Raw genomic sequence first — 24,650 nt, forward strand, 5'->3', positions numbered from 1 at the left:
CACCGCCCCCGGTAGCGGGGAACTGGTGGCTGCCGAGTCCCGAGCCCGGCTCCTCCCGGCCGGGCAGCGCAGCTTCATCCAGGCCCGCGTCCCCCTGTGCAGGACCCCGTACTGTGGTGCGCCACTACGACCACATCGTCCCCTGGCGTGACGATGGGCCCACCAGCCTCGCCCACGGCGCCGGGCTGTGTGAAGCCTGCAACCACATGAAGGAACTCCCCGGCTGGAGGACGACCGCGCCTCCTAACAGCAGTCCCGGGGCCCGGCATGCCCCGGGATCAGTACGCCGACCGCCACACCTACAGATCCACCGCGCCTCCCTGCCTTAGCAGCAGCCCGCACGAACGCGAACACCAGGGAGAATAAGCGCACGGTCTGGAGAATCGGCCCACCCGCCGACATCGCTGAGCCGTGCGCCGGGCGATCACAGTACTCCGGCATACCCCTACGCGCGACGCTCACGACGGGCCGAACTACTGCTCGCCTGACCACTCGTGGAGGGCGCCTGAAGAAATTCACTACCGGGGAACCGCGACCCTCGCCCCGTCTCCGATGCGCCACCCCTGCCTACACCCCGATGCAAGAGGTACAACAAGCGGAAAAGGCCCTGACCTGTTGATCGGGGCCTTTCCTGTCCGTCAGACACTGCGCAGGGCCGATGCCGGGCGCTGTATCAGCCCTGGTGGAAGGTCTTCCCGAGAACGCGCTCGGACGCGCCGACGCGATCGAGATAGGGGGTGATGCCGCCCAGGTGCATGGGCCAGCCGGCACCCATGATCATGCAGAGGTCGATGTCCTCGGGGGCCGCGACGACGCCCTCGTCGAGCATGCGCCCGATCTCGTCCGCCAGGGCGTCCTGCGTGCGGCGCAGCACCTCCTCCGAGGAGGACGGGCTGTCTCCGCGGTCCATGAGCGCCAGGGTCTGCTCGGGAACCACGGAGGAGCCGTCCTCCTGCTTCTCCCACAGGCCCTTCACGCCGGCATCGATCAGCTTCTGCTGGTTCGCGGAGACGTGGAAGCGGTTGCCGAACGCGGTGTGCAGCGACTCCTGCACGTGCTGCCCGACGGGCAGGCCCACGAGGGCGAGCAGCCGGAACGGCGTCATGGGCAGGCCCATCGGCCGGAGGGCGTTGTCCGCGGTCTCCGCGTCCGTCCCCTCGTCGAAGACCGCGGTGATCTCGCCGAACATGCGGCCGAGGATCCGGTTGACGACGAACGCCGGCGCGTCCTGCACGAGGACCGCGTTCTTCTTCAGGCCCTTCGCGAGGACGAAGGCGGTCGAGAGCACGGCGTCGTCGGTCTTGGGTGCGCGGACCACCTCGAGCAGCGGCATGGCCGCCACCGGGTTGAAGAAGTGGAAGCCGACCACGCGTTCGGGGTGCACCAGGTCCGCGGCCATCTCGGCCACGGACAGCGAGGACGTGTTGGTCGCGAGGATGCACTCGGGCGAGACGACGGCCTCGACCTCCGCGAAGACCTGCTTCTTGACCGACATCTCCTCGAAGACAGCCTCGATGACGAAGTCGGCGTCCGCGAAGACGTCCTTCGACACGGAGCCGGAGACGAGTGCCCTGGTGCGGTTCGCGGCGTCCTGCGTCAGGCGCTTGCGCTCGAGCATCTTGTCGATCTCCGCGTGGACGTACGCGACGCCCTTGTCCACGCGGGCCTGATCGATGTCCGTGAGGACCACCGGGGCCTTGAGCTGCCGGGCGAACAGCAGCGCGAGCTGGCTCGCCATGAGCCCGGCCCCGACGACGCCGACCTTCGAGACCGGGCGGGCGAGCTTCCGGTCCGGGGCGCCGGCGGGGCGCTTGCCGCGTTTCTGCACCAGATCCAGGAAGGCGTACACCGTGGCATGGAACTCGGCCGTCTGCATGAGTTCGGCGAGGGCCGTGCACTCGGCAGCCGCCGATTCCTTCCGGGACAGCGTGAGGCCCGCCTCGAGCAGGTCGAGCACCCGCGACGGCGCCGGAGCGGCGTTGCTGGTCTTCGCCTCCACGAATCGACGGCCGGCCGCGACGGCGCCGGACCACTCGGCGTCGTCGTACCGGGCGAGACCGGCACGCCGCTGCTCGACGGCGTCCGCGGCCTCGCCGCCGTTGACCACCCGGGCGGCCCAGAGGAGGGACTGCTCGATGTAGTCGGCGGGCTCGAAGAGGGCATCCGCGATCCCGAGGTCGTAGGCGGCCCGGCCGTTCAGGCTCCGGTTGTTGCTCAGCGGGTTCTCGATCATGACCTTGACCGCGTTGGCCGGGCCGATGAGGCGGGGGAGTCGGTAGACGCCGCCCCAGCCCGGGACGAGGCCGATGAAGGCCTCGGGCAGGCCGATGCCGTTGGCGCCCGAGGAGACGGTGCGGTAGGTCGCCGCGAGGGCGATCTCCAGGCCGCCGCCCAGGGCCACGCCGTTGACGAAGGCGAAGCTCGGCACGCCCAGGTCCGCGAGGAGGTCGTACGCCTCGTGGCCGAGCTCGGCCATGAGGCGGCCGAGGTGCTCCGACCTGACGCTCTTGACCGTGCTGAGGTCCGCGCCGGCGACGAGGAAGTAGGGTTTGCCGGTCACGGCGACGGCGGAGATCTCCCCGCGCGCCGCGCGGTCCTTCAGGCCCTCGAGCGTGCGGCCGAACTCGATCAGCGTGTTGGGCCCGAGGGTGGTGGGCTTCGCGTGGTCGAGGTCGTTGTCGAGGGTGATGAGCGCGAGCACCCCGGCGCCCTCGGGCAGCGTGATGTCCTGGACATAGGAGTGGGTGACGATCTCGGCGGGAACCAGCGCGGCCAGTTCGTCGTAGCGTTCGAAGCTCATGCTGCATCCTGTCCGTAGTGCTCGTGGTGGGGGTTCTCCCAGATGACGGTCGCGCCCATGCCGAGGCCGATGCACATGGTGGTCATGCCGTAGCGGACCGAGGGGTCCTCCTCGAACTGGCGGGCGAGCTGGTTCATGAGGCGGACACCGGAAGAGGCGAGCGGGTGCCCGACGGCGATGGCGCCGCCGTAGCGGTTCACGCGCGGGTCGTCGTCGTCGATGCCGAAGTGGTCGAGGAAGCTCAGGACCTGGACGGCGAAAGCCTCATTGATCTCGAACAGGCCGATGTCGGAGATGTCCAGCCCGGCCTGGCGCAGCGCCTTCTCCGTGGCGGGGACGGGCCCGATGCCCATGACCTCCGGTTCGACACCGGCGAAGGCGTAGGCCACCAGGCGCATCCGCACCGGCAGGCCCAGTTCCGCCGCCGCGTCGGCGGAGGCGAGGAGGGCCGCGGTGGCGCCGTCGTTCAGTCCGGCGGCGTTGCCGGCGGTGACGCGCCCGTGGGCGCGGAACGGCGTCCGCAGCGTCGCGAGGTCCTCCACGGTGGTGCCGGGACGCGGGGGCTCGTCGACGCTGTTGAGGGTCCAGCCCGCGCCGGTCTTCTTCCCGGCGACCGGCACGAGATCGGGCTGGATGCGCCCGTCCTCGTAGGCCGTGGCGAGCTTCTGCTGGCTGCGCACGGCGTAGGCGTCCGTGCGGTCCTTCGTGATACCCGGGAAGCGGTCGTGGAGGTTCTCGGCGGTGTTGCCCATGTTCAGGGCCGCGGGGTCCACGATGCGCTCGGACATGAAGCGCGGGTTCGGATCCGCGTCGGCGCCCATCGGGTGGTTGCCCATGTGTTCGACGCCGCCGGCGATGACGACGTCGTACGCACCGAACGCGATGCCGGACGCCGTGGTGGTCACGGCCGTCATGGCGCCCGCACACATGCGGTCGATGGCGAAGCCGGGGACGGTGCGGGGGAGCCCCGCCAGGAGGGCGGCCGTCCGGCCGATCGTGAGCCCCTGGTCGCCGGTCTGCGTGGTGGCCGCGATCGCGACGTCGTCGATGCGTTCGGGCGGCAGGGACGGGTTGCGGCGCAGCAGGTCGCGGATGCACTTCACCACGAGGTCGTCGGCGCGCATGCCGGCGTAGATGCCCTTGTCGCCCGCCTTGCCGAAGGGGGTCCGTACTCCGTCGACGAAGACGACGTCGCGGACGGCGCGTGACGCGCGTGCCGTTCTGCCCGTGGGCATGGTCCCGGTTTCTAGGCTCACCTGGTACTCCTCTTCGAGATGTTGATCCGCGAACATGTTACTGGTCAGTAACATAGCGTGCAAGCGGCCGCCCGGGTGAGATCGGCTAGTCGGCAGCCGCGTCCTGGTTTCCCTGTCCGCCCTTGGCGGGCAGCGGATCCGGGTCGAGGAAGGCGACCGTGATGATCGCGGCGACCTGCTCGATCTGCCACGGACGTGCACCGAGATCGGCGAGGGCCGCCGCGACGGACTCGAGCGAGATCTCCGCGGGCGGGCGCCAGGCGAGACGGCGCAGGTAGTCCGGCGTCAGCAGGTTCTCCACCGGCATCCCCAGCTTCTCGGCGCGCTGCGTCACCCGGGGCCGGGCGGTCTGCAGCCGGGCAGCGGCCTCGGGGTCCTTCTCCGCCCAGACACGGGGTGGGGGCGGAGCATTCGAGGAGACGTGCAGGGGCGGGAGGTCGGTGAGCTTCCCCGCCTCGTTGAGGCACCGGATCCAGCGCGGGGCCTCCTTCTGTGCCGCCCGGCCGTGGAAGCCCTTGGTCGCCAGCAGCTGGGGGACGGTGGTCGGCATGGCCTTGGCCGCGGCGATAATGGCGGAGTCCGGGATCAGCCGGCCGGGAGCGACGTCGCGGCGCTGCGCGAGGTCCTCCCGCTCGAGCCACATCTGCCGCACGGCGGCGAGCTGCCGCCGGTCACGCAGCTGGTGCAGCCCGGAGGTGCGGCGCCAGGGGTCCACGCGCGGCTCCGCGGGGGGAGTCCGGCGGATGTGCTCGAACTCCTCCTCGGCGATCCCGAGCTTGCCGTCCTCCTCGAGGAGCGCGGCCAGCTTGTCGCGCAGTTCGGTGAGGACCTCGACGTCGAGCGCCGCGTAGCGGAGCCAGGGCTCGGGGAGCGGCCGCTTCGACCAGTCCGCGGCCGAGTGCTCCTTGGCCAGGCTGAAGCCGAGCTGCGATTCGATGACGGCGGCGAGACCCACCCGCGGCAGTCCGGCCAGCCGCGCCGCGAGCTCCGTGTCGAAGAGCCGGTCCGGCCACATGCCGAGCTCCGAGAGACAGGGCAGGTCCTGGCTGGCGGCATGCAGGATCCACTCGACGCCGTCGAGGGCCTCGTCGATGATGCGGAGGTCGTCGAAGGGCTCCGGGTCGATGAGCCAGGTGCCCGCTCCCTCGCGGCGGATCTGCACGAGGAAGGCGCGCTGCCCGTACCGGAAGCCCGAGGCCCGCTCGGCGTCGACACCCGCCGGTCCCGTCCCGGCCGCGAGGGCCGCCGCCGCGCGTTCGAGCCCGGCCTGGGTGTCGATGACCAGGGGCACGCCGTCGCGCGGTTCGGTGAGGGCGAGGGATTCGGGGATGCCTGTGTCGGCGGGATCGGATGCTTCGATGCGGTCCGTCTGTTCGGAAGTGTGGGAACTCATGGTGTTTTCAGTCTATCCCGGAGCATTCCGCGGCCCGACGGCCCCTCCCGCGTTTCGCACGCGGCCTCAGGACCGTCGGTGCGGAAGGTGGGCGACGCCGGCGGGCAGGGGCGGAAGGCCGGCGAAGGTGCACACCATGTCCGTCCAAGCCTCGAGGTGGCGCTGCACGTCGGAGGTGTCGGGTGTCCAGGAGGCCCGGAGTTCGATGTCGATGGTGTCCGGGCGGTCCCCCAGCATGCCGTAGCTCTCGGACAGGATCCTCGTGGCGGTGCCGCCCGCGCTGTGGTGGCGGGCGCCGCGGTTCTGCAGGGCCTCCACGAGCCAGGTCCAGGCCACGGAGCCGAGCAGGGCGTCGTTGCCCATGTCCGCCTCGAGCTGGGCGCGGATGTACGTCACGATCCGGAACCGGCCGTTCCACACCTCGGAGCCCGCGGGGTCGTAGAGGAGGATGAAGCGGCCCGTGGCCAGTTCCTCCGGATCGGGCGCGACGACGAGGGAGCGTGCCGGACCGTGGACGGGGGTGAGCGGTGGGAGGGTCGCCTCGAACACCTCGGCACCGAGGGCGACGGCGAAGGGGGCCAGGCGGGAGGGTGCGGGAACCTCTTCGAGGCGGATCTCGCTGCGGCGTGCCGCCCGCCGGAGGCCCGCGAGGGCGTCGAAGAACTCGGCAGGAAGCTGCGACACGCCACCGATTGCACTCACTCCCGCAGGCTATGCCCTGGGGGCGGGCGCGCAGCGGCGGCGCGCCGGGACCGTCAGGCGGACGCCTCCCGGCGGATGGCGTCGATGAGGGCGTCCACGTCCTCCTCGGTGGTGTCGAACGAGCACATCCAGCGGACCTCGCCCGTGGCCTGGTCCCAGTCGTAGAACCTGAAGCTCTCGCGGATGCGGTCCGCGGCGCCGGGGGGCAGGATCGCGAAGACCGCGTTCGCGGTGGTCTCCTGGGTAAGGGTCACGCCGGGGATCCCCCGGACCCCCTCCGTCAGGCGGGCCGCCATGGCGTTCGCGTGGGACGCCGAACGGAGCCACAGGTCGCCGTCGAGCAGGGCGATGAGCTGGGCGGAGACGAAGCGCATCTTCGACGCGAGCTGCATGTTGAGCTTGCGGAGGTACTCGAGCCCGGTGGACGCCTCCTGGTTCAGCACGACGACGCACTCGCCGAACATGAGGCCGTTCTTGGTGCCGCCGAAGGACAGGATGTCCACGCCGGCGTCGCGGGTGAAGGCCCGGAGGGGCTGGCCGAGCGCCGCTGCGGCGTTCGCGAGCCGGGCGCCGTCCATGTGGAGGCGCATCCCGCGGGCATGGCAGTGGTCGGCGATGGCCTTGATCTCGGCGACCGAGTAGAGCGTCCCGAGCTCCGTGGTCTGCGTGATGGAGACGGCCAGGGGCTGCGCGCGGTGCTGGTCGCCCCAGCCCCAGGCCTCGCGGTCGATCAGCTCGGGCGTGAGCTTGCCGTCCGGCGTGGGCACGGTCAGGAGCTTGATGCCGCCCACGCGCTCGGGTGCGGCGTTCTCGTCGACGTTGATGTGGGCGGTCTGCGGGCAGATCACGGCACCCCAGCGCGGCAGCATCGACTGCAGGGAGAGCACGTTCGCTCCGGTGCCGTTGAAGACCGGGTAGATGGAGATCCCCTCGCCGAAGTGGTGCTCCATCACCTCCAGCAGCCGCGCGGTGTACTGGTCCTCGCCGTAGGCGACCTGGTGCCCCTCGTTCGCCGCGGCGATGGCCGCGAGGACCTCGGGGTGCACCCCCGAGTAGTTGTCCGACGCGAAGCTGCGCTGGGTGCGGTCGTGCAGGGGAGCGGGCGGGGCCACGGGAGTCAGGGTGTCGGTCACCGTCCCATTATCCCCGAACCGCGTCGATGCGGGTCCCGTTGACCTCCGCGGCCGGCGCCCCGGCCAGGCCGGCGAGGATCGCCGCGAGGTCGTCGACGTGTGTGTGGCCCTTGAACGCCCGCTCCGGGTGCTGCCCGCGCATCGCGTCGTCCACGAGGGCCCTGACGACGACCGCGGTCGCTGCGGCCGTCGTGCCGTCCCGGGCGAAGCCGTCGGCGACGGCCTGGACCCAGGCGTCGACGGAGGCCTTCACCGCGGCATAGGACGCGTTGGCCGCGGTGGGCGCGGCGACGGCCGTGGCGGACACGGCGGCGAGCCGGCCGCCGTGCTCTGCCAGCTGGTCGTAGAACGCCCGGCTCGTGTTGAACAGGGTCACGAAGACCGAGCGGTGCAGGAAGCCGTAGTCCTCGGCGGTCTGCGTGGTGATGCCCTTGCCGCCACGCCAGCCGCCGACGAGGTGGAACAGTGCGTCGGCGCCGCCGTGATCGGTGCGCACGCGGTCGGCGAGGGCCAGGACCGCGGCCTCGTCCGTGAGGTCGTACACCTGCCGGTCCACGCCGTCGAGGTCCGCGAACGCCGCGTCGAGGCGGCCGGCATGGGACCCGACGGCGACGACGGTCAGTCCGTCCGCCACCAGCCGCCGGGTGAGGGCGACGCCGGCTGCGCTGGTGGCGCCGGCGACGACGGCCGTGCGGGTACCGACGTCGTCGCTCACGCCGCGTCCGCCGTGATGCCGGCCGTGGACTCGATGACGGGCTTCATCTTCCGCTCCAGCGCCTCGAAGAACATGGACAGGGGGAACTCGTCGTCGAGGACGGCGTCGGTGAGCGCACGCGGCGGACCGAGAAGCTCGAGCGCATCCGGTCCCTTCGCCCACACGGAGGCGGGATGCGGTGTGACGGTGGCCGAGACCAGCTCGTAGGCGGCGAGCCAGTGCGCGATCTTGGGGCGGTCGATGGACCGCCAGTACAGCTGCTCGATCTGCTCGCCGAGGGCGACGACGACGTCGGCCACCTCGTCCCAGTCGATGGTGAGCTTGGTGTCCGTCCAGTGGAGGACGTGGTGCTGGTGCATCCACGCGAACAGGAGCTGGCCGCCGAGGCCGTCGTAGTTGCGCACCCGGGTGCCCGTGATGCTGAAGCGGAAGATGCGGTCGAAGATCACGGCGTACTGCACGAGCCGGGCGTGCCTGCGGGCCTCGGGCGAGGCGTCCTCGTCCTTGGCGATCCGCACCGACTCGCGGAACGCCGTCAGGTCGCAGCGCAGTTCCTCAAGCGAGTACAGGAAGAACGGCATGCGCTGCTTGATCATGAACGGATCGAACGGCAGGTCGCCGCGCATGTGGGTGCGGTCGTGGATGAGGTCCCACATCACGAAGGTCTCCTCCGCGAGCGCCTGGTCCTCCAGCAGCTCGAGTGCCTCGCCGGGCAGGTCGAGGCGCGTGATCCCGGCGGCGGCGCGGACCACCCGCCGGAAACGCGCGGCCTCGCGGTCCGCGAAGATGGCGCCCCACGTGAACGTGGGGGTCCGGCTCACGGCGACGGTCTCGGGGAAGAGCACCGCGGAGTTCGTGCTGTAGCCGTCCGTGAAGTCGAGGAACCTGATCGGGACGAAGAGGGCATTGGAGTAGTCACCTGCTTCGAGTTCGGCGACGAACTCCGGCCACAGCACCTCGACGAGGACGGCCTCGACGAGCCGGTTGGTGCTGCCGTTCTGGGTGTACATGGGGAAGACGACCAGGTGCTGCAGGCCGTCCGTGCGGTCCAGCTGCGGCTGGAAGGCGAGCAGCGGCTCGAGGAAGTCGGGGACGGCGAAGCCGCCGGCGCGCCATGCCTCGAAGGCCGTCACCGTGCGGGCGAGGTAGTCGGCGTCGTGGGGGAACAGGGGTGCGAGCTCCTCGACGGCGGCGATGATCCGGAGGGTGTGGTCCGAGGCCGCCGCGTGGTGCTCGGCATCCGGGATGGACCCGTCCTTGACCTGCAGGAGTCGCAGCTCGTGGGCCGCGGCCTTGAGCGCCTTCCAGGCGTCGGTGTGCTGCGGCGTGCGGTTCGCTCGAACGAGGGGAGTGACGGTCATGGCTCCTGCTTTCTCCGGCCGGGACAACGGGTGGTGCGTATGGGGGAGCCTAGCAACTTGAACAGGAACTCTTAGCCACAAGCGGCCCGAGCATCAGACTTCCTTGCTCTCAACATCAGTTCGGAGTACAGGAGGGCCAGCCGGCCTTCACAGCACCCGGGAACGCAGGAAGGCCGGCCCCGGAGGACCGACCTTCCTGCACCACCCGCGCACCAGGGCGCCCGGGTGGCTACTCGGCGGGAACCAGCTTCATGGAGATGGAGTTGATGCAGAAGCGCTGGTCGGTCGGCGTGTCGAAGCCCTCGCCCTTGAACAGGTGCCCGAGATGCGAGTCGCAGCGGGTGCACCGCACCTCGATGCGCTCCATGCCGAGCGAGCGGTCGTGCAGGTAACGGACGGTGCCTTCCGCGAGCGGTGCCCAGAAGGAGGGCCACCCGCAGTGCGAGTCGAACTTCTCGTTGCTCGTGAACAGTTCGGCACCGCAGGCCCTGCACTCGTAGGTGCCCGCCGTCTTGGCGTCGTAGTACTCGCCCGTGTACGGGCGCTCGGTGCCGGCGTTCCGCAGGACCTGGAACTCCTGGGGAGTCAGCTCCTGCCGCCATTCGTCGTCGGACTTCTCGATCTCTGGCCGGTAGCTCTCACGTTCAGTGGTCATAGCCTCTGCAACGCCTACGAGTCACCAATAAATCCCGACCCCGAGTACAGGTGCAGCACGGCGATGCCGAGCTTGGCCTGGGCCTTGCTGGCCCAGTCGGTGTGGAAGGTGTCCGCCACGGCGTGGGGGCGGGTGATGACCACCGCCTGGGCGGCTCCGCTCGCCTTCGCCTCCTGGATCATGGCGTCCACGGGATTCTCGCTCGTCGTCCGCCCGCGGGCCGTGAAGCCCTCGTCCAGGAGCAGCTGCAGCGAGGTCTCGAGGGCCTCGCGGGCCGTGGCCTCGTCGTGGCGGCGGTCGTCTGCGGAGAAGGTGCGGAACGCCTCGCCCACCTCGAACAGGCTCAGGTGGCGGAAGAACTCTCCCAGCACCGATTCGTTCGCGTCCTCGGGGATCAGGACGACGATCTCCACCAGTTCGTCCTCTCCGCGCAGGGTCTGCAGGTTGCGGAGATCCGGGCCGGTCAGTGCTTCTTCGCTCAGCACGAGGATTGTCTGGGTCATGGCGCCACTGTACTGCGCGGTCCTGCTCGCCATCCGAGGGGGACCCGCGGCGGCTGTGAATCGACGACCCTCGGCGCCGCAGGGTAGAAATGGAACCATGACATCGATGACGCCGCCGGCCGCCGCGCAGCAGGGGACCGCACCGTGGCTCAAGTGGACAGCGCTCGGCGTGGGCGCGGGGGCGGCCGTCGCATCCTCCGCGGCCGGAGCCGTCTCCGGACTCGCGGTGTATTTCGCGCGGCAGGTCGTCACGCCGGCGCGCGCCCGCGACGAGAACCTCGACATCCTCGCCGTCGTCGGATCCGCCGGGAACCAGACGGTCATCCTCCCCGCCACCGACGACACGACCGTGGAGGGGACCTACAGCCTCTACTTCGACCGTGGGGCCGGCCATGCCCGCATCGGTGCCATCCGGTCCTACGTCCCCCGTGAGGGCACCGTGGAACGCTGCGTCGACAGGGTGGACGCGGGCGACCTCGCCGCGGCCACGCGCGGCTGGTGGAGCGGCGCCGTCTACCCCTCGCCGTCCGCGGTGGGCTTCGCGGACGAGGAGGTGCACATCCCCGTCGAGGGCGGGGCCGCCCCCGCCTGGCTGGTCCGCGCCGAGGCACCGTCCGGCACCTGGGCGATCATGGTGCACGGCCGCGGCGCCACGCGTGCGGAGGCGTTGCGCGCGCTCGCTCCGGCCCGACGCCTGGGCATGACCAGTCTGGTCATCTCCTACCGGAACGACGGCGAAGCCCCCGCGGCACCGGACGGCCGCTACGGCCTGGGCATGACGGAATGGCACGACGTCGACGCCGCCATCGACTTCGCGATGACGCACGGCGCCCGCGACGTGGTGCTCTTCGGGTGGTCGATGGGCGGGGCGATCGTCCTGCAGACCGCGGACCTCTCACGCCACCGCAGCCGGATCACCGCGCTCGTCCTGGACGGGCCGGTGATCAACTGGATGGAGGTGCTCGCCCACCACGCCGCCCTCAACCGGATCCCCGCCCCCGTGGGGCGGCTCGGCCAGTACCTCCTGGCAAGCGAACGTGCGCGGAGGATCACGGGCCTCGCCGCCCCGCTGGACCTCAAGAGCATGGACTGGATCACGCGTGCGGAGCAGCTGACCCTGCCCACCCTGATCCTCCACAGCGAGGACGACGAGTTCGTCCCCATCGGCGCTTCGGCCGAGCTCGCGGCGAAGAATCCTGCCTTCGTCACGCTCGAGCGGTTCCACCGGGCCCGGCACACGAAGGAATGGAACGTGGATCCGCAGCGGTGGGAGTCCGTCGTCGAACGCTGGCTGGACGGCCTCCTGTTCGGCCGGACCCTCCCCGGCGGGAAGATGCCCGACCCGGCGGCTACTGAGCGTCCCTGATCTTCCGTTTGATCCGCCCCAGCATCGCGGACATGCCGCGCATCCGCAGGGGAGTGATGGCGCGGGTGAGGCCGAGGCGGTCGGGGACGTCGTCCGGCACCGCGAGGACCTCCGCGGCCGGCAGGCCGTCGAGCCCCTCGAGCAGGACGCCGGCGAACCCGCGCGTCGTCGGGGCCTCCCGGGGCGCCGAGAAGAAGAGGTGGACGGGCCGCTCCGGTCCACCGCCGATCTCCATGGTGAGGAACAGCGGGCTCTGGCACTCGACCACCTGCTCGAGCAGCTCGGGGTGGTCGCTGTACCGCTCGGGCAGCCCCGGGAGCCCGGTGGAGAACTCGAGGAGGAGCTGCAGGCGGTCCGGCTCGGACAGGGCCTGGAAGTCGTCGATGATCTCGGCGAGTTTCGCCGGGACGGTCTCCGCGGTCATCGTGCCGACGTCCGCGATCCGGCCGGCAGCTCGCCGGGCTCGGTGCCGCGGACGATGGGCACGCGGACGGCGTTGCCCCACTCGGTCCACGAGCCGTCGTAGTTGCGGACCCTGTCGAAGCCGAGCAGGTGCGTGAGGACGAACCAGGTGTGGCTCGAGCGCTCCCCGATCCGGCAGTACGCCACGACGTCGTCGCCGTCCTGCAGCCCCGCCTCGTCCCGGTAGATGGCGTCCAGTTCGGCGCGGGAACGGAAGGTCCCGTCCGGGGCGGCGGCCCGCGCCCACGGCACGGAGCGGGCGGTGGGGATGTGGCCGCCGCGCAGGGCACCCTCCTCCGGGTAGGCCGGCATGGTGGTGCGGGCACCCGTGTACTCGTCGCCGGAACGGACGTCGATCAGCGGGTTGCCCAGGTGGTCGAGCACATCGCTGAGATAGGCGCGGATCGTGGCGTCGTCACGGTCCACGATCGGGTAGTCGACAGCAGTGATCCCGGGCTTGTCCGTGGTCAGCGGACGGTCCTCCGCCACCCACTTGTCCCGGCCGCCGTCGAGCAGGCGGACGTCCTCGTGGCCGAAGAGCGTGAAGACCCAGAGCGCGTAGGCGGCCCACCAGTTGCTCTTGTCGCCGTAGACGACCACGGTGGAATCCCGCGAGATGCCCTTGGACGCCATCAGGCGTGCGAAGCCCTCACCGTCGATGTAGTCCCGCGTCACCTCGTCGTTGAGCTCCGTGTGCCAGTCGACCTTCACGGCCCCGGGGATGTGACCCGTCTCGTACAGCAGGACGTCCTCGTCCGACTCGACGACGACGAGCCCCTCAGCGCCGAGGTTCGCGGTGAGCCAGTCGGTCGAGACGAGCCGCTCGGGGTGGGCGTACTCGGCGAACTTGTCCTGCGGATCGGGAGCCAGGGTCATTGCGGCCTTTCGCGTAGCTGTCAGCTGTCCGGGCACGACCGCGACGTCCTGAGGACGGGCGGGCGTGGTTTCCTCTAGCCTAACGACGCGGCCGGGCAAATGCTTCCGGGACGGCCGCGCGTCAAGGGCCGTCGGGTGCGGGTCCCGGGGGCATCACGCGGACGGGGGTGCCGTAGTCTTGCGTTGCGGAACGGCACCCTGCGGGCGTGCCGCCGCCACCACCAGCCGGAGAGAGAAAGCGGTCCACGTCCGTGCCAGTCATCGAACACCTCACAGAGCGCAGCCCCAGGGTCTCCGTCGATGAGTTGCTGGGCGGCTTCTACCCGTCACCCCGCTTCGGTGAGGTGTCCTTCGACACCTACCGTCCGGATCCGCAACAGCCGTCGCAGGCGGCCGCGGTCTCGAAGCTGCGCGACTTCGCGTCCTCCGTGGACGAGCCGAAGCCGTCGGGCCTCCGCAAGCTGTTCGGCGGAGGGAAGAAGACCGAGACGCGGGCGGGTATCTACCTCGACGGCGGTTTCGGCGTGGGCAAGACCCACCTCCTGGCGTCCCTGTGGCACGCGTCGTCCGGGCCGAAGGCCTTCGGGACGTTCGTCGAGTACACGAACCTGGTCGGGGCGCTCAGTTTCCGCAAGACCGTCGATGCGCTGAGCAGCTACAGCCTGGTCTGCATCGACGAATTCGAACTCGACGATCCGGGCGACACCGTCCTGATGTCACGGCTGATGCGCGAGCTCGCGGACGCCGGGGTCAAGCTCGCCGCGACGTCCAACACCCTGCCGGGGTCCCTGGGGGACGGGCGGTTCGCCGCCCAGGACTTCCAGCGGGAGATCCAGGTGCTCGCCGACCAGTTCGACGTGGCCCGCATCGACGGTGAGGACTTCCGCCACCGCGGCCTGCCGCAGGCCCCCGACGCGATGGACGACGCCGGTCTGCGCGAGAGGGTCGCATCCTACGCGGGCGGGGTCCTCGCCGAGGACGAGTTCGGGGATCTGCTCCGGCATCTCTCGGACGTGCACCCCAGCCGTTACCGGCAGATGCTGGACGGCATCGACGCCGTCGCCTGGCACAACGTGGAGACGATCACGGAACAGGCGGTCGCGCTGCGCTTCGTGGTCCTCGCGGACCGGCTGTACGACCGCGACGTGCCCATCATGGCGAGCGGCACGACCTTCGATCACCTCTTCACCGAGGAGATGATGCACGGCGGCTACATGAAGAAGTACTACCGCGCGGTCTCCCGCCTGACGGCCCTCGCGCGACAGGGCAGCGACGTGGCGTCCTAGCCCCGGACGGGCCGACGGGCCGACCGGTCAGGGCCTCGACGCAAGAAGCGCCGGTACCGCCTCTCGGCGGGACCGGCGCTTCCTCATTGCCAGGCTGGGTACTACACGGCCGGCGGGGAGGTGGGGCCGAAGCCGCCCTTGCCGTCCTTCTTGTCGACCTTGTCGACCATCTCCGAAGCCTTCGTCTGCACTCCGATGATGTGGCGTGAGTACTTGCCATGGGTCCTGCTGTCGACGAAGCCGCCAGCCTTCCCGATGCCGTTCTTCACCTTGTCGGAATTGTCGCCAATCAGTTCGGTCGCCTTACCCGCGAGGGTGCCGGCCTTGCCCTTGAGCCCGTCAAATAAACCCACGGACACCTCCTTTCGGTCGTGGAAACGCAGTCCGTTTCCGCTGCACCCAGCATAGGTCAGGACCGGAAGGAGAGGGGAACGGGGAGCGGCCGGTTCGCCGACGGCGGAGCACAAAAAAAGCCCGGTCCTCGCCAGGACCGGGCCAGGGCCGACAACCGGCCTGAGAGCGGACGACGGGATTCGAACCCGCGACATCCACCTTGGCAAGGTGGTGCTCTAGCCAGCTGAGCTACGTCCGCAAAAAAGCGCCCCCGAGGGGGCGCCGTAGTGGGCGATACTGGGATCGAACCAGTGACCTCTTCCGTGTCAGGGAAGCGCGCTACCGCTGCGCCAATCGCCCATTGCCATGGGTGTTTCTGCTCGTTCTGCACCGAGGTGGGGACGGGATTCGAACCCGCGTATACGGCTTTGCAGGCCGCTGCCTCGCCTCTCGGCCACCCCACCATGATCGGATCTCTCCGACCACCGGACGGATCCGGCCATACAGGGACTTGCGAGCGGACGACGGGATTCGAACCCGCGACATCCACCTTGGCAAGGTGGTGCTCTAGCCAGCTGAGCTACGTCCGCAAAAGAAGAACAAACCCGAAACCTCCGCTCGATGCCGTACATTTCGCGGTGTTTCTTCGTTTTCCAACGAGAGAAAACTCTATAGGACGTTCGGGGGTTCGTCCAATCGGCAGGGGCGCCGTCCCGGCGGGGGAGCGGCCCGGACCGGTCCGGGCCGTCACCGGACGTGTCGGAGCCACCTGAGAGACTGGAGTCATGACCGCCCCGCTCCTCGCCCACGCGACACCGCACGGCCGGATGTACGCCCGCTCCACGTCGGAGCAGCCCGCCGTCCCGTCCATCACCACCGTCATCTCGCAGCTCCCCACCTCCCTCGGCGGCTGGTACGGCCACATGGCCGCCAGTGCCCTCTCGCGGGACCCCCGCCTGCCGGCAGCCCTGGGGAACGCCTCGGAGCTGCGCACCGCCGTCCGGGAGGCCGCGTCGGCCGCGGAGCGCTATCGCGACGAGGCCGCCCTGCGCGGCACGCGGGTGCACCACTACTGCGAACAGGTGGCGCTGCGAGCCCTCGGGCGTCCCGACGAGCTCGACGCAGCCCGCCTCGCCCTCGAGGAGCAGGGCGAGGGCGGTTTCGCGCAGCGGTTCGACGAGTGGTGGGACCTCTACGACGTCCGTCCCGTGGAGCCCGAGCTGACGGTCTGGAACAGCGAACTCGGCTATGCGGGAACCCTGGACCTCGTCGCGACGATCGGTGGACGTACGTGCCTGATCGACTACAAGACCAAGAACACCGACCGCGACGGTTTCGTGAAGGCGCTGGACGACAAGGTGGTGATGCAGCTCGTGGCGGGCATGAAGGCGGAGGAGTCCCTCGTCGACCCCCGGAAGGGCGAATGGCGGCCGTGGGCGCACGGGGACCAGCCGCTGCTCCTCGGGGTGGCCGTGGGCCAGACCGAGGTGCGGGCCATGAGGGCCAACCCGTCCGTGCTGAAGAACCACTGGCTGCGGTTCTGCGCACTCCGCCGGGCGTGGGAAGCGGGGCTCGACGCCGAGGAGGCGGGGCGCGCGCTCCTGCCGCTCGGTCCGCCGCCCAGCCGGTCCGTCCCCGCCGAACCCGCCCTGCCCGCCTGAGGTACAGCCTGATCCCGGCCGTGACCGCGCGGCACTAGGATTGACGGGGACTCCGAAGCATCCGAAGTGACCGAAGCGAGGAACAGAGCACCGATGGCCGTCCTGAGTATCCGCATGATCGGCGATCCGATCCTCCGCACCCCCGCCGCGGAGGTCACCGAGTTCGGGCCCGACCTCGCGCGACTGGTCGAGGACATGACCGAGACGATGATCGACGTGCAGGGGGCCGGGCTCGCGGCGCCGCAGGTCGGCATCGGACTCCAGGTCTTCACCTACCGGGTGGACGGCGTCCAGGGGCACGTGGTGAACCCTGTGCTCGAGGTCGGCGGCGCCTCCCAGGGGGAGTCCGACGTCGAGGGTTGCCTCTCCGTGCCCGGCCTCGGGAGCTTCGTCGACCGGTCCGACTGGGCGCGCGTCACGGGCAAGGACGTATCCGGAGCGGACGTCGCGGTGGAGGGCACGGGCATGCTCGCGCGCGCCTTCCAGCACGAGACCGACCACCTCCGCGGGACGCTGTACATCGACCGGCTCGCGGGCGAGGACCGGAAGAATGCGCTCAGGGCCATCCGGAGTGGCGACTACAACCAGGTCACCTCACGGACGGCGGTGGAGCGCTCACGGTCCCTCGGATCGAGCTTCACCCGCCCCCCGACGCCGGTGACGCCGGTGGCCGGTCGGCGCGCCGGCGCCGCGGACCGGACCGCCCGATGAGGGTCCTCTTCGCGGGGACGCCCGGGGTCGCCGTGCCGTCGTTGCGGGCGCTCGTGGACGCGGGCTTCGACGTCGCCGCGGTCCTCACGCGGGTCGATGCACCCGTGGGACGCCGGAAGGTCCTGACGCCGAGCCCGGTCGCCGCCGTCGCCGAGGAACTCGGGCTGCCCGTCCTCAAGGCGAACCGCTTCACCCCGGAACTGATCACGCAGCTCGGTGCCCTCGGCCTCGATGCCGCGGCGATCGTCGCGTACGGCGGCATCGTCCCGCCGGCAGGACTGGCCGTCCCGCGGCACGGCTGGATCAATCTTCATTTCTCGGTCCTCCCGGCCTGGCGGGGTGCCGCGCCCGTGCAGCACGCGGTCCTCGCAGGGGACGACGTCACGGGTGCGAGCACGTTCCTCCTCGAGGAGGGTCTCGACACCGGACCCGTCTTCGGCGTGATGACGGAGACGCTCGACCCCGGCGCCACGAGCGGCGAGGTCCTCGACCGCCTGTCCCACAGCGGCGCGGTCCTGCTCGTGCAGACGCTCTCCGGTCTCGAGGCGGGCCGGGTCACGGCGACTCCCCAGACGGGTGAGGCCAGCCTCGCCCCCAAGCTCACGATCGACGACGCGCGGATCGACTGGTCGCAGCCGGCCGTCGCCGTGCGCCGCCGTATCAATGCCGTGACCCCCGAACCCGGGGCGTGGAGCACGCTCGACGGGCAGCGGGTGAAGCTCGGACCCGTCACCCCACCGGGCGGCGATGAACGACTCGCGGACGGCGGGCGGCCCACCGTCCCGCCGGGCCGGATCGACGTCGTCGGCCGGCAGGTCCTGGTGGGGACAGGCACCCACGCGCTGGTCCTCGGGGACCTGCAGCCGGCCGGGAAGAAGATGATGAGAGCCCTCGACTGGGCCCGGGGCGCGGCGACGCGCGGAGAGCTGGTGTTCGAGTGAGTACGACCGGAGGAACGAACAGGGGATCCGGCGGGCGCGGTGAGCGCAGCCGGGGCGCCGCGGGCAAGGGTCAGGGTACCGGTCAGGGAGGGGGCACCCGGCGTCGCGACGACCAGGGCCGGGAACGGAACCGAGGCGGCGACCGGCAGTTCTCCCAGGCCGCGCCGTCCCAGCGCACCCGCCGCGCGGACCCCGCACGCCTCGTCGCGTTCGAGGTCCTGCGCGCCGTCGCCGGCGAGGACGCCTACGCGAACCTCGTCCTGCCGACCAGCATCCGCCGGCACCGCCTCGACCGTCGCGACGCGGGCTTCGCGACGGAGCTCACCTACGGAGCCCTGCGTGGGCAGGGCACCTACGACGCCGTGCTGGCCCGCTGCGTCGACCGTCCGCTGGACCAGCTCGACCCTGCCGTCCTGGACGCCCTGCGGCTCGGCGTGCACCAGCTCCTGGCGATGCGGGTTCCTGCCCACGCGGCGCTGGACCAGACCGTGGGCCTCGTCCGCGCCGTGATCGGCGCGGGACCCTCCTCGCTCGTGAACGCCGTGCTCCGCAAGGTCACGGCACATGATCTGGACGGCTGGATCGCCGTCCTCGTCGAGGACCTGACGGACCCGACCGCCATCGCAGCCCTGACCTACAGCCACCCCGAGTGGATCGTCCGCGCGATGCGCCAGGCGCTCGTGGCCCACGGCCGGGACGTCTCGGAGATCGATGCCCTGCTGGCCGCCGACAATGCGGCGCCCGTGGTCCACCTCGTCGCCCTGCCGGGGCTCGGCACGCTCGACGACGCCCTCGAGGAGGGGGCGGAGCCGGGCCGGCTGGCCCCGGGATCGGCCTCCTACTCGGGCGGCGACGTCAGCAGGCTCCCCGGCATCGCCGCGGGCACCCTTCGCGTGCAGGACACGGGATCGCAGCTCGTGGCGCGGGCCCTGGCCGCCGTCGACCTCCACGGACGCCGGGCGGACGGCCCCGAGCAGTGGCTGGACCTGTGTGCGGGCCCCGGCGGGAAGACCGCCCTGCTGGCGGCGATCGGACTCGACGACGGCGTGCACCTGACCGCGAACGAACCGGTCCCGCACCGGGCCCAGCTGGTGAGGCAGGCGCTGCGGCCCCTGCCGGAGGACTCCTGGACCGTCCGCGTGGGGGACGGGCGCGACGTCGGGCGGGAGCAGCCGGAGGGCTACGACCGCGTGCTCGTCGACGCGCCCTGCACGGGCCTGGGCGCCCTGCGCCGCCGTCCCGAGTCACGCTGGCGCCGGAAGCCCTCGGACCTCGTGGGCCTGGCGCCCCTGCAGCGTGAGCTGCTCACCTCCGCCCTGGACGCCGTCGCCCCCGGCGGGGTCGTGGCCTACGTGACCTGCTCGCCGCACCACGCGGAGACGGACGCCGTCGTCGACGACTGCCTGCGCAAGCGCCCCGGCTTCGAGCGCCTCGATGCGGGAGCCGCGCTCGACGCCGTGAGCGTCGGGGGAGCGCTCGATGCCGGGCACGGGACGAGTGCGCAGCTCTGGCCCCACGTGCACGGCACGGACGCGATGTACCTCGCGCTGATCCGCAAGAATCCCTGAGGACGTCAGGGCAGAGGCAACGAAAGGAACGGCAGTGACGCACCTCCGTATCAATCCGAGCATCCTCTCGGCGGACTTCGTGAACCTGGAGGCCGAACTGCAGCGCATCGCGTCGGCCGACGCCGTGCACGTGGACGTCATGGACAACCACTTCGTGCCGAACCTGACGCTCGGACTGCCGGTGGTCCGGAGGATCCAGGCGGTCAGCCCGCTGCCGCTCGACGTGCACCTCATGATCGAGGACGCCGATCGCTGGGCGCCCGCCTACGCGGAAGCCGGTGCCGCGTCGGTGACGTTCCACGCGGAAGCCGCGGCTGCACCGGTCAGGCTGGCGCGGGAGCTGCGGGATGCCGGCGCGAAGGCCGGCATGGCGCTGCGGCCGGCCACGCCCGTGGAGCCCTACCTGGACATGCTGGGTGAGCTCGACCTGCTGCTCGTGATGACGGTGGAGCCGGGGTTCGGCGGGCAGTCCTTCCTGGACCTGACCCTGCCGAAGATCCGCCGCGCCGCCGAGGCCGTCCGGGGTGCGGACCGGCCGCTCGCCATCCAGGTGGACGGGGGCATCACGGAGGAGACGATCCTGCGCGCCGCCGACGCGGGGGCCACGGTCTTCGTGGCCGGTTCCTCGGTCTACGGGGCGGACGACGCCGCTGCCGCGATCACCGCGCTCCGGGCGGCAGCGGTCCGGGAGGGCTGAGGCGCCGCCCGACGGCGTCGCGGTCGGTGTCATGCTCCCGATCAGGTGGTTTCGGCGGGCGGGTCGGTCACCGTGATCCGGACGGACAGGGCGGTGCGTGCCGCCTCCTTGAGGACAGCGAAGCGGGGATCCGGCACCGTGAGGAACGGGACCTGCGGGAGGCCCGCGAACCGTGAGAGGACGGGCTCGCCGAGGGCACTCGTCGCCAGGGTCCTGTCGCCGCCGAGCTGCAGGCACGACGGCGGGTGGGCTCCGAAGAGGACGGCGGCGCGGGCCGCGGTCTCCTCCACGAGGGCATCGGCCTGGTTGGCCCGTCGCCGCGCGAACCGCTGCTGGGACCAGCCGCCCGCTGCCGTCCGGCCCTGGACGTAGCGCGTGCCCGTCTTCGAGGACACGATCCCGCCGTTCCGCGCGACGCCCACGGAGTAGCCGCCGCGCCGGATGAGCAGGATCCCCACCGTGCCGGCCGGGTCGACCGCGGAGAGCAGGTCCGCGACGAGCCCTGCGCTCTCCACCGGCCCATCGGATACCGGGCTCGATGCAGGGCCCGGTACGGGGCGCGGGAGTGTGCCCGGCGGCAGGGGCGGGGTCAGGACCGCGATGCAGCCGTTCGCAGCGGTCACGGTGACCGAGCCGTCCGCGCGGCCCGGGACGGCCTCCGCGCCGAAGGGGCCGTTGCGGACCTCGAAGCGTGCGAGCCACCCCTCGAGGCGCTCGGCCTCGACGAGGACGGACCTGCTGGGGGACATCGGCTTCCTCTCGCGACGTGGGCGACCGGCCGCCATCCGTCGGGAGGGGCCTCGGCGGGTGCTGCGCGTCAGTGGCCCACAGTAACGTTGGGGCCGTGAATGATCTATTCAGTGCCGCGGCCGACGACGACGAGTCGGACGACGCTCCCGCCGGCGGCACGCGCGGTTCGGCGGGCCTGCGGCCGCGCAGCCCGCTCGCCGTGAGGATGCGACCACGCAGCCTGGACGAGGTCGTCGGCCAGCAGCACCTGCTGGGCCGGGGATCGCCGCTGCGGACGCTCGCGGGGGAGCACGATCCCGGCGCCCACGCCGCGCCGTCGTCCGTGATCCTGTGGGGCCCGCCCGGGACGGGCAAGACGACGCTCGCCCACGTGATCGCACGCGGCCAGGGCCGGAAGTTCGTGGAACTGTCCGCCATCACCGCCGGCGTCAAAGACGTGCGCCGCGTCATGGACGACGCCCTGACCTCCCGCGACCTGTACCGGCAGACCACGGTCCTGTTCCTCGACGAGATCCATCGCTTCAACAAGGCCCAGCAGGATGCCCTGCTGCCCGGGGTGGAGAACGGCTGGGTGGTCCTCATCGCGGCCACCACGGAGAACCCGTCCTTCTCGGTCGTGTCGCCCCTCCTCTCGAGGTCGCTCCTGCAGACCCTGCGTCCCCTCGACGAGGCGGACATCCGGGGCCTGCTCCAGCGGGCCGTCGGCGACGACCGCGGACTCGCCGGGACGGTCGAGCTGTCGGAGGAGGCCCTCGAGCATCTCGTGCGCCTGGCCGCGGGCGACGCACGGCGCGGCCTGACCGCCCTGGAGGCGGCCGCCGGCGTCGCGCAGTCCGAGCGCGATGCCCCGGCGGGCGAGCACGGGCGGCCCGGCTCGCCCGCCGACGACGAGGACGACGACGACCAGGAGGGGCGGGAGGTCCTGCCCGTGCCGGTCACGCTGCAGCACGCGGAGAAGGCCGTCGACGTAGCCGCCCTGCGGTACGACCGCGCGGGCGACCAGCACTACGACGTCGCCAGTGCGTTCATCAAGTCCTTGCGCGGGTCCGACGTCGACGCCGCCCTGCACTACGTGGCGAAGATGCTCGAGGCCGGCGAGGACCCGCGGTTCATCGCCCGTCGGCTGATGATCTCGGCGTCGGAGGACGTGGGGATGGCGGACCCGACGGCGCTGCAGACGGCGGTCGCCGCGGCCCAGGCCGTGCAGCTCGTCGGCATGCCCGAGGCCCGGATCATCCTCGCCGAGGCAGTGGTGCACATCGCGACCGCGCCGAAGTCGAACGCCGCCTACAACGGCATCAACGCCGCCATCGCGGATGTGCGTGCGGGTCGGGGCCAGGGCATCCCGGCGCACCTGCGGGACGCGCACTACCCCGGCGCCTCCCAGCTCGGTCACGGGAAGGGCTACGTCTACTCCCACGACGAGCCGCACGGCATCGCGCTGCAGCAGTACGCGCCGGATGATCTGGTGGGCCGGAACTACTACGAGCCGACGGACCGGGGAGTCGAACGGGACATCGGCTCCCGGCTGTCGCGACTCCGACGGATCATCCGCGGCAAGTGAGGACGGGACCCCCGTACGGCGGTCGGGTCGGCGGGATTCGGTCCGTCGGCCCTCGCGCTGCTACCATTGGACGCTGACTGGCAAGTCGTCGTGTACCAGCCTTCCCCCGCGCCCTGCAGCAGGTTCCTGCTGCTGCGTGCGGGTCGCAGGCCAGGGTCGCGGCGGACTGTAGTACCGGGAAGCGGCCAATCCCGGCTCTCCGCAAGTGGAGGCCAGCGACACCGGAAGTGCGGACGCCCCCGTGGCGCAGGTCCGCTTCTTCGCCGCAAAAACATCGAAAGGTAGACGTGGCTAACAACACACGTGCCCGCCGGAAGGTCCGCATCTCGCGTGCCCTCGGCATCGCCCTGACTCCCAAGGCCGAGAAGTACCTCGAGCGCCGGCCGTACGCGCCGGGCCAGCACGGCCGCGCGCGCCGCAAGCAGGACAGCGACTACGCCGTCCGCCTGCGCGAAAAGCAGCGCCTGCGCGCCCAGTACAACATCCGCGAGGCGCAGATGGCGCGCGTCTTCGAGGAAGCGCGCCGTACCTCGGGCCTGACCGGTGAGAACCTGATCGAACTGCTCGAGATGCGTCTCGACGCCCTCGTGCTCCGTGCCGGGTTCGCCCGGACGAGCGCCCAGGCCCGTCAGCTCATCGTCCACCGCCACATCATGGTCGATGGCGCCCGCGTCGATCGCCCGTCGTTCCGGGTGGCCGAAGGCCAGCTCATCCACGTGCACAGCCGCAGCGAGACCATGGTCCCCCTGCAGGTTGCCGCCGCAGGTGCGCACCGCGACGTCCTCCCCGCCGTCCCCGGCTACCTGGACGTCCAGCTCGACAAGCTCCAGGCGCGCCTCGTGCGTCGCCCGAAGCGCTCCGAGGTCCCCGTGACCTGCGAAGAGCAGCTCGTCGTCGAGTACTACGCACGCTAGACGTCGACGTCCGCGGGTCCCCCCGCGGTCCTGAACGACAAGCGTGGCCGAAGAGCCCGCGGCACCCGCCGCGGGCTCTTCGTTCTGTAAGGTACTAGGAGCACGAAATTCCCTCCCGCCCCTTCCGGCGGTGCCCCCATGCGTAAAGGAGACCGCCCATGTCAGGTGGAGATATTGCTGGCCTGATAGCCGCGGGCGTGTTCGCCGTCCTGGTCCTGCTGCTGGCCGTTCCGATCTGGAAGCTCGGACGGGTGTTCGACGAGCTCCGCACGGCCATCCGTACCGTCACCGACGAGACGACGCCGCTGATCGAAGAGGTCACGAGCACCGTGAGCACCACGCACCGGCAGCTGAAAACGGTGGACGGGATCACCTCGAACGTCTCCGACGCGTCGGCGAACATCTCCGCGCTGTCCTCGCTGATCGCCGCCACCGTCGGCTCCCCGCTCATCAAGGTCTCGGCGTTCTCCTACGGCGTCCGCTCGGCCTTCGCCGGCCGGACCTCATCCGCACGCCGACGCCGCAGCCGCTAACCCAACGACGAACCGGAGACAACAATGATCAGACGAGCATTCTGGCTGGCAGCCGGCATCACGATCGGCGTGGTCGCGGTGCGCAAGGTGACCCAGGCCAAGGCCAACCTCGGCCCCGAGGGCCTGAACCGGGCGGTCGGGCAGATCAGCGACAGCATCGCCGATTTCGCCGATGCCCTGCGCTCGGCCATGACCGAGCGGGAGGACGACCTCCGCTCCGCCCTCGGCGTGCCGGCACCCGAGGCTGCCGCCGCCAGGGACGCCGCCGCGGACGCGGTCCCCGCGACGCGCCGCTCCCTCCGCTAGGACGAAGCACTGCCGGCGCCGGGGAGTCCGTCCGCCGTCGTCGCGCCCTGCCGGTCCGTGCGATCGAGCGGCAGGGCGGACCCCGCCCCGCCTCCGACCGTGACCCGCGCGACCGCGCCGGGTCCCACTTCCCGTCCGGGCGCCCGGACCACCCACTGAAGGAT

General features: G+C 71.1%; 24 protein-coding genes and 4 tRNA genes. 11 read left to right on the forward strand and 17 right to left on the reverse strand.

Annotated features, from left to right (window positions below; all coding sequences use genetic code 11):
- Nucleotides 1-673: 673 nt before the first annotated feature.
- The 9 genes from AC4D2E_RS05435 to AC4D2E_RS05475 form a co-directional block, all read right to left on the reverse strand.
- The gene (locus AC4D2E_RS05435) at nucleotides 674-2,800 is read right to left on the reverse strand and encodes a 3-hydroxyacyl-CoA dehydrogenase NAD-binding domain-containing protein (RefSeq protein ID WP_490951888.1); all 2,127 of its coding nucleotides are present in this window, start codon (nucleotides 2,798-2,800) and stop codon (nucleotides 674-676) included.
- A complete protein-coding gene (locus tag AC4D2E_RS05440; RefSeq protein ID WP_490910512.1) occupies nucleotides 2,797-4,035 on the reverse strand; it encodes a thiolase family protein in 1,239 nt (412 codons plus the stop codon). Before AC4D2E_RS05440 ends, AC4D2E_RS05435 begins: the two co-directional genes overlap by 4 nt.
- A gap of 106 nt (nucleotides 4,036-4,141) precedes the next feature.
- Nucleotides 4,142-5,449: an HRDC domain-containing protein gene (locus AC4D2E_RS05445; RefSeq protein WP_490951889.1), complete on the reverse strand. Its 1,308-nt coding sequence runs from the start codon at nucleotides 5,447-5,449 to the stop codon at nucleotides 4,142-4,144.
- Nucleotides 5,450-5,515: 66 nt separating this feature from the next.
- Nucleotides 5,516-6,142 (reverse strand): DUF3000 domain-containing protein, encoded by a 627-nt coding sequence (locus AC4D2E_RS05450; RefSeq protein ID WP_490952326.1) that lies wholly within the window; start codon nucleotides 6,140-6,142, stop codon nucleotides 5,516-5,518.
- Nucleotides 6,143-6,204: 62 nt separating this feature from the next.
- Nucleotides 6,205-7,284 carry a threonine aldolase family protein gene (locus AC4D2E_RS05455; protein WP_490951890.1) on the reverse strand — a complete coding sequence of 360 codons (1,080 nt, stop codon included), beginning with the start codon at nucleotides 7,282-7,284 and terminating at the stop codon, nucleotides 6,205-6,207.
- Nucleotides 7,285-7,291: 7 nt separating this feature from the next.
- Nucleotides 7,292-7,999 carry an SDR family NAD(P)-dependent oxidoreductase gene (locus tag AC4D2E_RS05460; protein ID WP_490951891.1) on the reverse strand — a complete coding sequence of 236 codons (708 nt, stop codon included), beginning with the start codon at nucleotides 7,997-7,999 and terminating at the stop codon, nucleotides 7,292-7,294.
- Entirely contained in the window at nucleotides 7,996-9,360 is a 1,365-nt protein-coding gene (locus AC4D2E_RS05465; protein ID WP_490951892.1) for a DUF6421 family protein, read from the reverse strand. Before AC4D2E_RS05465 ends, AC4D2E_RS05460 begins: the two co-directional genes overlap by 4 nt.
- Nucleotides 9,361-9,589: 229 nt before the next feature.
- Nucleotides 9,590-10,015, reverse strand: coding sequence for a peptide-methionine (R)-S-oxide reductase MsrB (gene msrB, locus AC4D2E_RS05470; RefSeq protein ID WP_104165219.1), 426 nt, complete (start codon nucleotides 10,013-10,015; stop codon nucleotides 9,590-9,592).
- 14 nt (nucleotides 10,016-10,029) lie between these two features.
- On the reverse strand, nucleotides 10,030-10,518 hold the full coding sequence (locus AC4D2E_RS05475) for a hypothetical protein (protein ID WP_490909444.1): 489 nt from the start codon (nucleotides 10,516-10,518) through the stop codon (nucleotides 10,030-10,032).
- A gap of 97 nt (nucleotides 10,519-10,615) precedes the next feature.
- Here AC4D2E_RS05475 and AC4D2E_RS05480 point away from each other — a divergent pair, with 97 nt between their 5' ends.
- Nucleotides 10,616-11,884 (forward strand): alpha/beta hydrolase family protein, encoded by a 1,269-nt coding sequence (locus AC4D2E_RS05480; protein ID WP_490909443.1) that lies wholly within the window; start codon nucleotides 10,616-10,618, stop codon nucleotides 11,882-11,884.
- Here AC4D2E_RS05480 and AC4D2E_RS05485 read toward each other — a convergent pair.
- Together AC4D2E_RS05485 and AC4D2E_RS05490 are read right to left on the reverse strand one after the other, a co-directional pair.
- Nucleotides 11,868-12,308 carry a SufE family protein gene (locus AC4D2E_RS05485; RefSeq protein ID WP_490909442.1) on the reverse strand — a complete coding sequence of 147 codons (441 nt, stop codon included), beginning with the start codon at nucleotides 12,306-12,308 and terminating at the stop codon, nucleotides 11,868-11,870. The two genes, AC4D2E_RS05480 and AC4D2E_RS05485, sit on opposite strands and share 17 nt — an antisense overlap.
- Entirely contained in the window at nucleotides 12,305-13,222 is a 918-nt protein-coding gene (locus tag AC4D2E_RS05490; RefSeq protein WP_490909441.1) for a sulfurtransferase, read from the reverse strand. The genes AC4D2E_RS05485 and AC4D2E_RS05490 overlap by 4 nt, the downstream gene beginning before the upstream one ends.
- 251 nt (nucleotides 13,223-13,473) lie before the next feature.
- Between AC4D2E_RS05490 and zapE the strand changes: the two genes are divergently transcribed.
- Nucleotides 13,474-14,508 (forward strand): cell division protein ZapE, encoded by a 1,035-nt coding sequence (gene zapE / locus AC4D2E_RS05495; protein WP_490909440.1) that lies wholly within the window; start codon nucleotides 13,474-13,476, stop codon nucleotides 14,506-14,508.
- A 101-nt stretch (nucleotides 14,509-14,609) separates the two neighbouring features.
- On the opposite strand, the gene AC4D2E_RS05500 is transcribed toward zapE, so the two are convergent.
- The 5 genes from AC4D2E_RS05500 to AC4D2E_RS05520 form a co-directional block, all read right to left on the reverse strand.
- On the reverse strand, nucleotides 14,610-14,861 hold the full coding sequence (locus AC4D2E_RS05500; RefSeq protein ID WP_490951893.1) for an antitoxin: 252 nt from the start codon (nucleotides 14,859-14,861) through the stop codon (nucleotides 14,610-14,612).
- A 165-nt stretch (nucleotides 14,862-15,026) separates the two neighbouring features.
- Nucleotides 15,027-15,100: transfer RNA gene (locus AC4D2E_RS05505), tRNA-Gly, on the reverse strand.
- 29 nt (nucleotides 15,101-15,129) lie between these two features.
- Nucleotides 15,130-15,201, reverse strand: a tRNA-Val gene (locus AC4D2E_RS05510).
- Nucleotides 15,202-15,234: 33 nt separating this feature from the next.
- Nucleotides 15,235-15,305, reverse strand: a tRNA-Cys gene (locus AC4D2E_RS05515).
- Nucleotides 15,306-15,357: 52 nt separating this feature from the next.
- Nucleotides 15,358-15,431, reverse strand: a tRNA-Gly gene (locus tag AC4D2E_RS05520).
- Nucleotides 15,432-15,626: 195 nt separating this feature from the next.
- On the opposite strand from AC4D2E_RS05520, the gene AC4D2E_RS05525 reads away from it, so the two are divergent.
- From AC4D2E_RS05525 to rpe, 5 genes are all read left to right on the forward strand, one after another.
- Nucleotides 15,627-16,502 (forward strand): cytochrome, encoded by an 876-nt coding sequence (locus tag AC4D2E_RS05525; RefSeq protein ID WP_104165208.1) that lies wholly within the window; start codon nucleotides 15,627-15,629, stop codon nucleotides 16,500-16,502.
- A 93-nt stretch (nucleotides 16,503-16,595) separates the two neighbouring features.
- Complete coding sequence (gene def / locus AC4D2E_RS05530; protein ID WP_104165207.1) at nucleotides 16,596-17,213, forward strand: peptide deformylase; 618 nt, start codon at nucleotides 16,596-16,598, stop codon at nucleotides 17,211-17,213.
- Entirely contained in the window at nucleotides 17,210-18,154 is a 945-nt protein-coding gene (gene fmt / locus AC4D2E_RS05535) for a methionyl-tRNA formyltransferase (protein ID WP_490951894.1), read from the forward strand. Before def ends, fmt begins: the two co-directional genes overlap by 4 nt.
- Nucleotides 18,151-19,722, forward strand: coding sequence for an RsmB/NOP family class I SAM-dependent RNA methyltransferase (locus AC4D2E_RS05540; RefSeq protein WP_490951895.1), 1,572 nt, complete (start codon nucleotides 18,151-18,153; stop codon nucleotides 19,720-19,722). Before fmt ends, AC4D2E_RS05540 begins: the two co-directional genes overlap by 4 nt.
- A gap of 34 nt (nucleotides 19,723-19,756) precedes the next feature.
- Nucleotides 19,757-20,419, forward strand: a complete 663-nt coding sequence (gene rpe / locus AC4D2E_RS05545) for a ribulose-phosphate 3-epimerase (protein WP_104165201.1) — start codon at nucleotides 19,757-19,759, stop codon at nucleotides 20,417-20,419.
- Between the two features lie 41 nt (nucleotides 20,420-20,460).
- On the opposite strand, the gene AC4D2E_RS05550 is transcribed toward rpe, so the two are convergent.
- Nucleotides 20,461-21,168 (reverse strand): acVLRF1 family peptidyl-tRNA hydrolase, encoded by a 708-nt coding sequence (locus AC4D2E_RS05550; protein WP_490951896.1) that lies wholly within the window; start codon nucleotides 21,166-21,168, stop codon nucleotides 20,461-20,463.
- Nucleotides 21,169-21,263: 95 nt separating this feature from the next.
- Between AC4D2E_RS05550 and AC4D2E_RS05555 the strand changes: the two genes are divergently transcribed.
- From AC4D2E_RS05555 to AC4D2E_RS05570, 4 genes are all read left to right on the forward strand, one after another.
- Nucleotides 21,264-22,733: a replication-associated recombination protein A gene (locus AC4D2E_RS05555; RefSeq protein ID WP_490951897.1), complete on the forward strand. Its 1,470-nt coding sequence runs from the start codon at nucleotides 21,264-21,266 to the stop codon at nucleotides 22,731-22,733.
- 287 nt (nucleotides 22,734-23,020) lie between these two features.
- Nucleotides 23,021-23,647, forward strand: coding sequence for a 30S ribosomal protein S4 (gene rpsD, locus AC4D2E_RS05560; RefSeq protein ID WP_043445565.1), 627 nt, complete (start codon nucleotides 23,021-23,023; stop codon nucleotides 23,645-23,647).
- A 158-nt stretch (nucleotides 23,648-23,805) separates the two neighbouring features.
- The gene (locus AC4D2E_RS05565) at nucleotides 23,806-24,180 is read left to right on the forward strand and encodes a DUF948 domain-containing protein (RefSeq protein ID WP_490951898.1); all 375 of its coding nucleotides are present in this window, start codon (nucleotides 23,806-23,808) and stop codon (nucleotides 24,178-24,180) included.
- A 24-nt stretch (nucleotides 24,181-24,204) separates the two neighbouring features.
- On the forward strand, nucleotides 24,205-24,486 hold the full coding sequence (locus tag AC4D2E_RS05570; RefSeq protein ID WP_258069683.1) for a hypothetical protein: 282 nt from the start codon (nucleotides 24,205-24,207) through the stop codon (nucleotides 24,484-24,486).
- Nucleotides 24,487-24,650: the final 164 nt, after the last annotated feature.

The organism is Arthrobacter sp. TJ-265 (genome assembly GCF_058269135.1).

Coding starts and splice junctions, on each gene's coding strand:
- AC4D2E_RS05435 (WP_490951888.1), bottom strand. CDS start 2,800: ATGAGCTTCGAACGCTACGACGAACTGGCCGCGCTGGTTCCCGCCGAG.
- fmt (WP_490951894.1), top strand. CDS start 17,210: ATGAGGGTCCTCTTCGCGGGGACGCCCGGGGTCGCCGTGCCGTCGTTG.
- msrB (WP_104165219.1), bottom strand. CDS start 10,015: ATGACCACTGAACGTGAGAGCTACCGGCCAGAGATCGAGAAGTCCGAC.
- AC4D2E_RS05490 (WP_490909441.1), bottom strand. CDS start 13,222: ATGACCCTGGCTCCCGATCCGCAGGACAAGTTCGCCGAGTACGCCCAC.
- AC4D2E_RS05570 (WP_258069683.1), top strand. CDS start 24,205: ATGATCAGACGAGCATTCTGGCTGGCAGCCGGCATCACGATCGGCGTG.
- AC4D2E_RS05475 (WP_490909444.1), bottom strand. CDS start 10,518: ATGACCCAGACAATCCTCGTGCTGAGCGAAGAAGCACTGACCGGCCCG.
- AC4D2E_RS05485 (WP_490909442.1), bottom strand. CDS start 12,308: ATGACCGCGGAGACCGTCCCGGCGAAACTCGCCGAGATCATCGACGAC.
- AC4D2E_RS05525 (WP_104165208.1), top strand. CDS start 15,627: ATGACCGCCCCGCTCCTCGCCCACGCGACACCGCACGGCCGGATGTAC.
- AC4D2E_RS05440 (WP_490910512.1), bottom strand. CDS start 4,035: ATGCCCACGGGCAGAACGGCACGCGCGTCACGCGCCGTCCGCGACGTC.
- AC4D2E_RS05445 (WP_490951889.1), bottom strand. CDS start 5,449: ATGAGTTCCCACACTTCCGAACAGACGGACCGCATCGAAGCATCCGAT.
- def (WP_104165207.1), top strand. CDS start 16,596: ATGGCCGTCCTGAGTATCCGCATGATCGGCGATCCGATCCTCCGCACC.
- AC4D2E_RS05480 (WP_490909443.1), top strand. CDS start 10,616: ATGACATCGATGACGCCGCCGGCCGCCGCGCAGCAGGGGACCGCACCG.
- AC4D2E_RS05465 (WP_490951892.1), bottom strand. CDS start 9,360: ATGACCGTCACTCCCCTCGTTCGAGCGAACCGCACGCCGCAGCACACC.
- AC4D2E_RS05550 (WP_490951896.1), bottom strand. CDS start 21,168: ATGTCCCCCAGCAGGTCCGTCCTCGTCGAGGCCGAGCGCCTCGAGGGG.
- AC4D2E_RS05565 (WP_490951898.1), top strand. CDS start 23,806: ATGTCAGGTGGAGATATTGCTGGCCTGATAGCCGCGGGCGTGTTCGCC.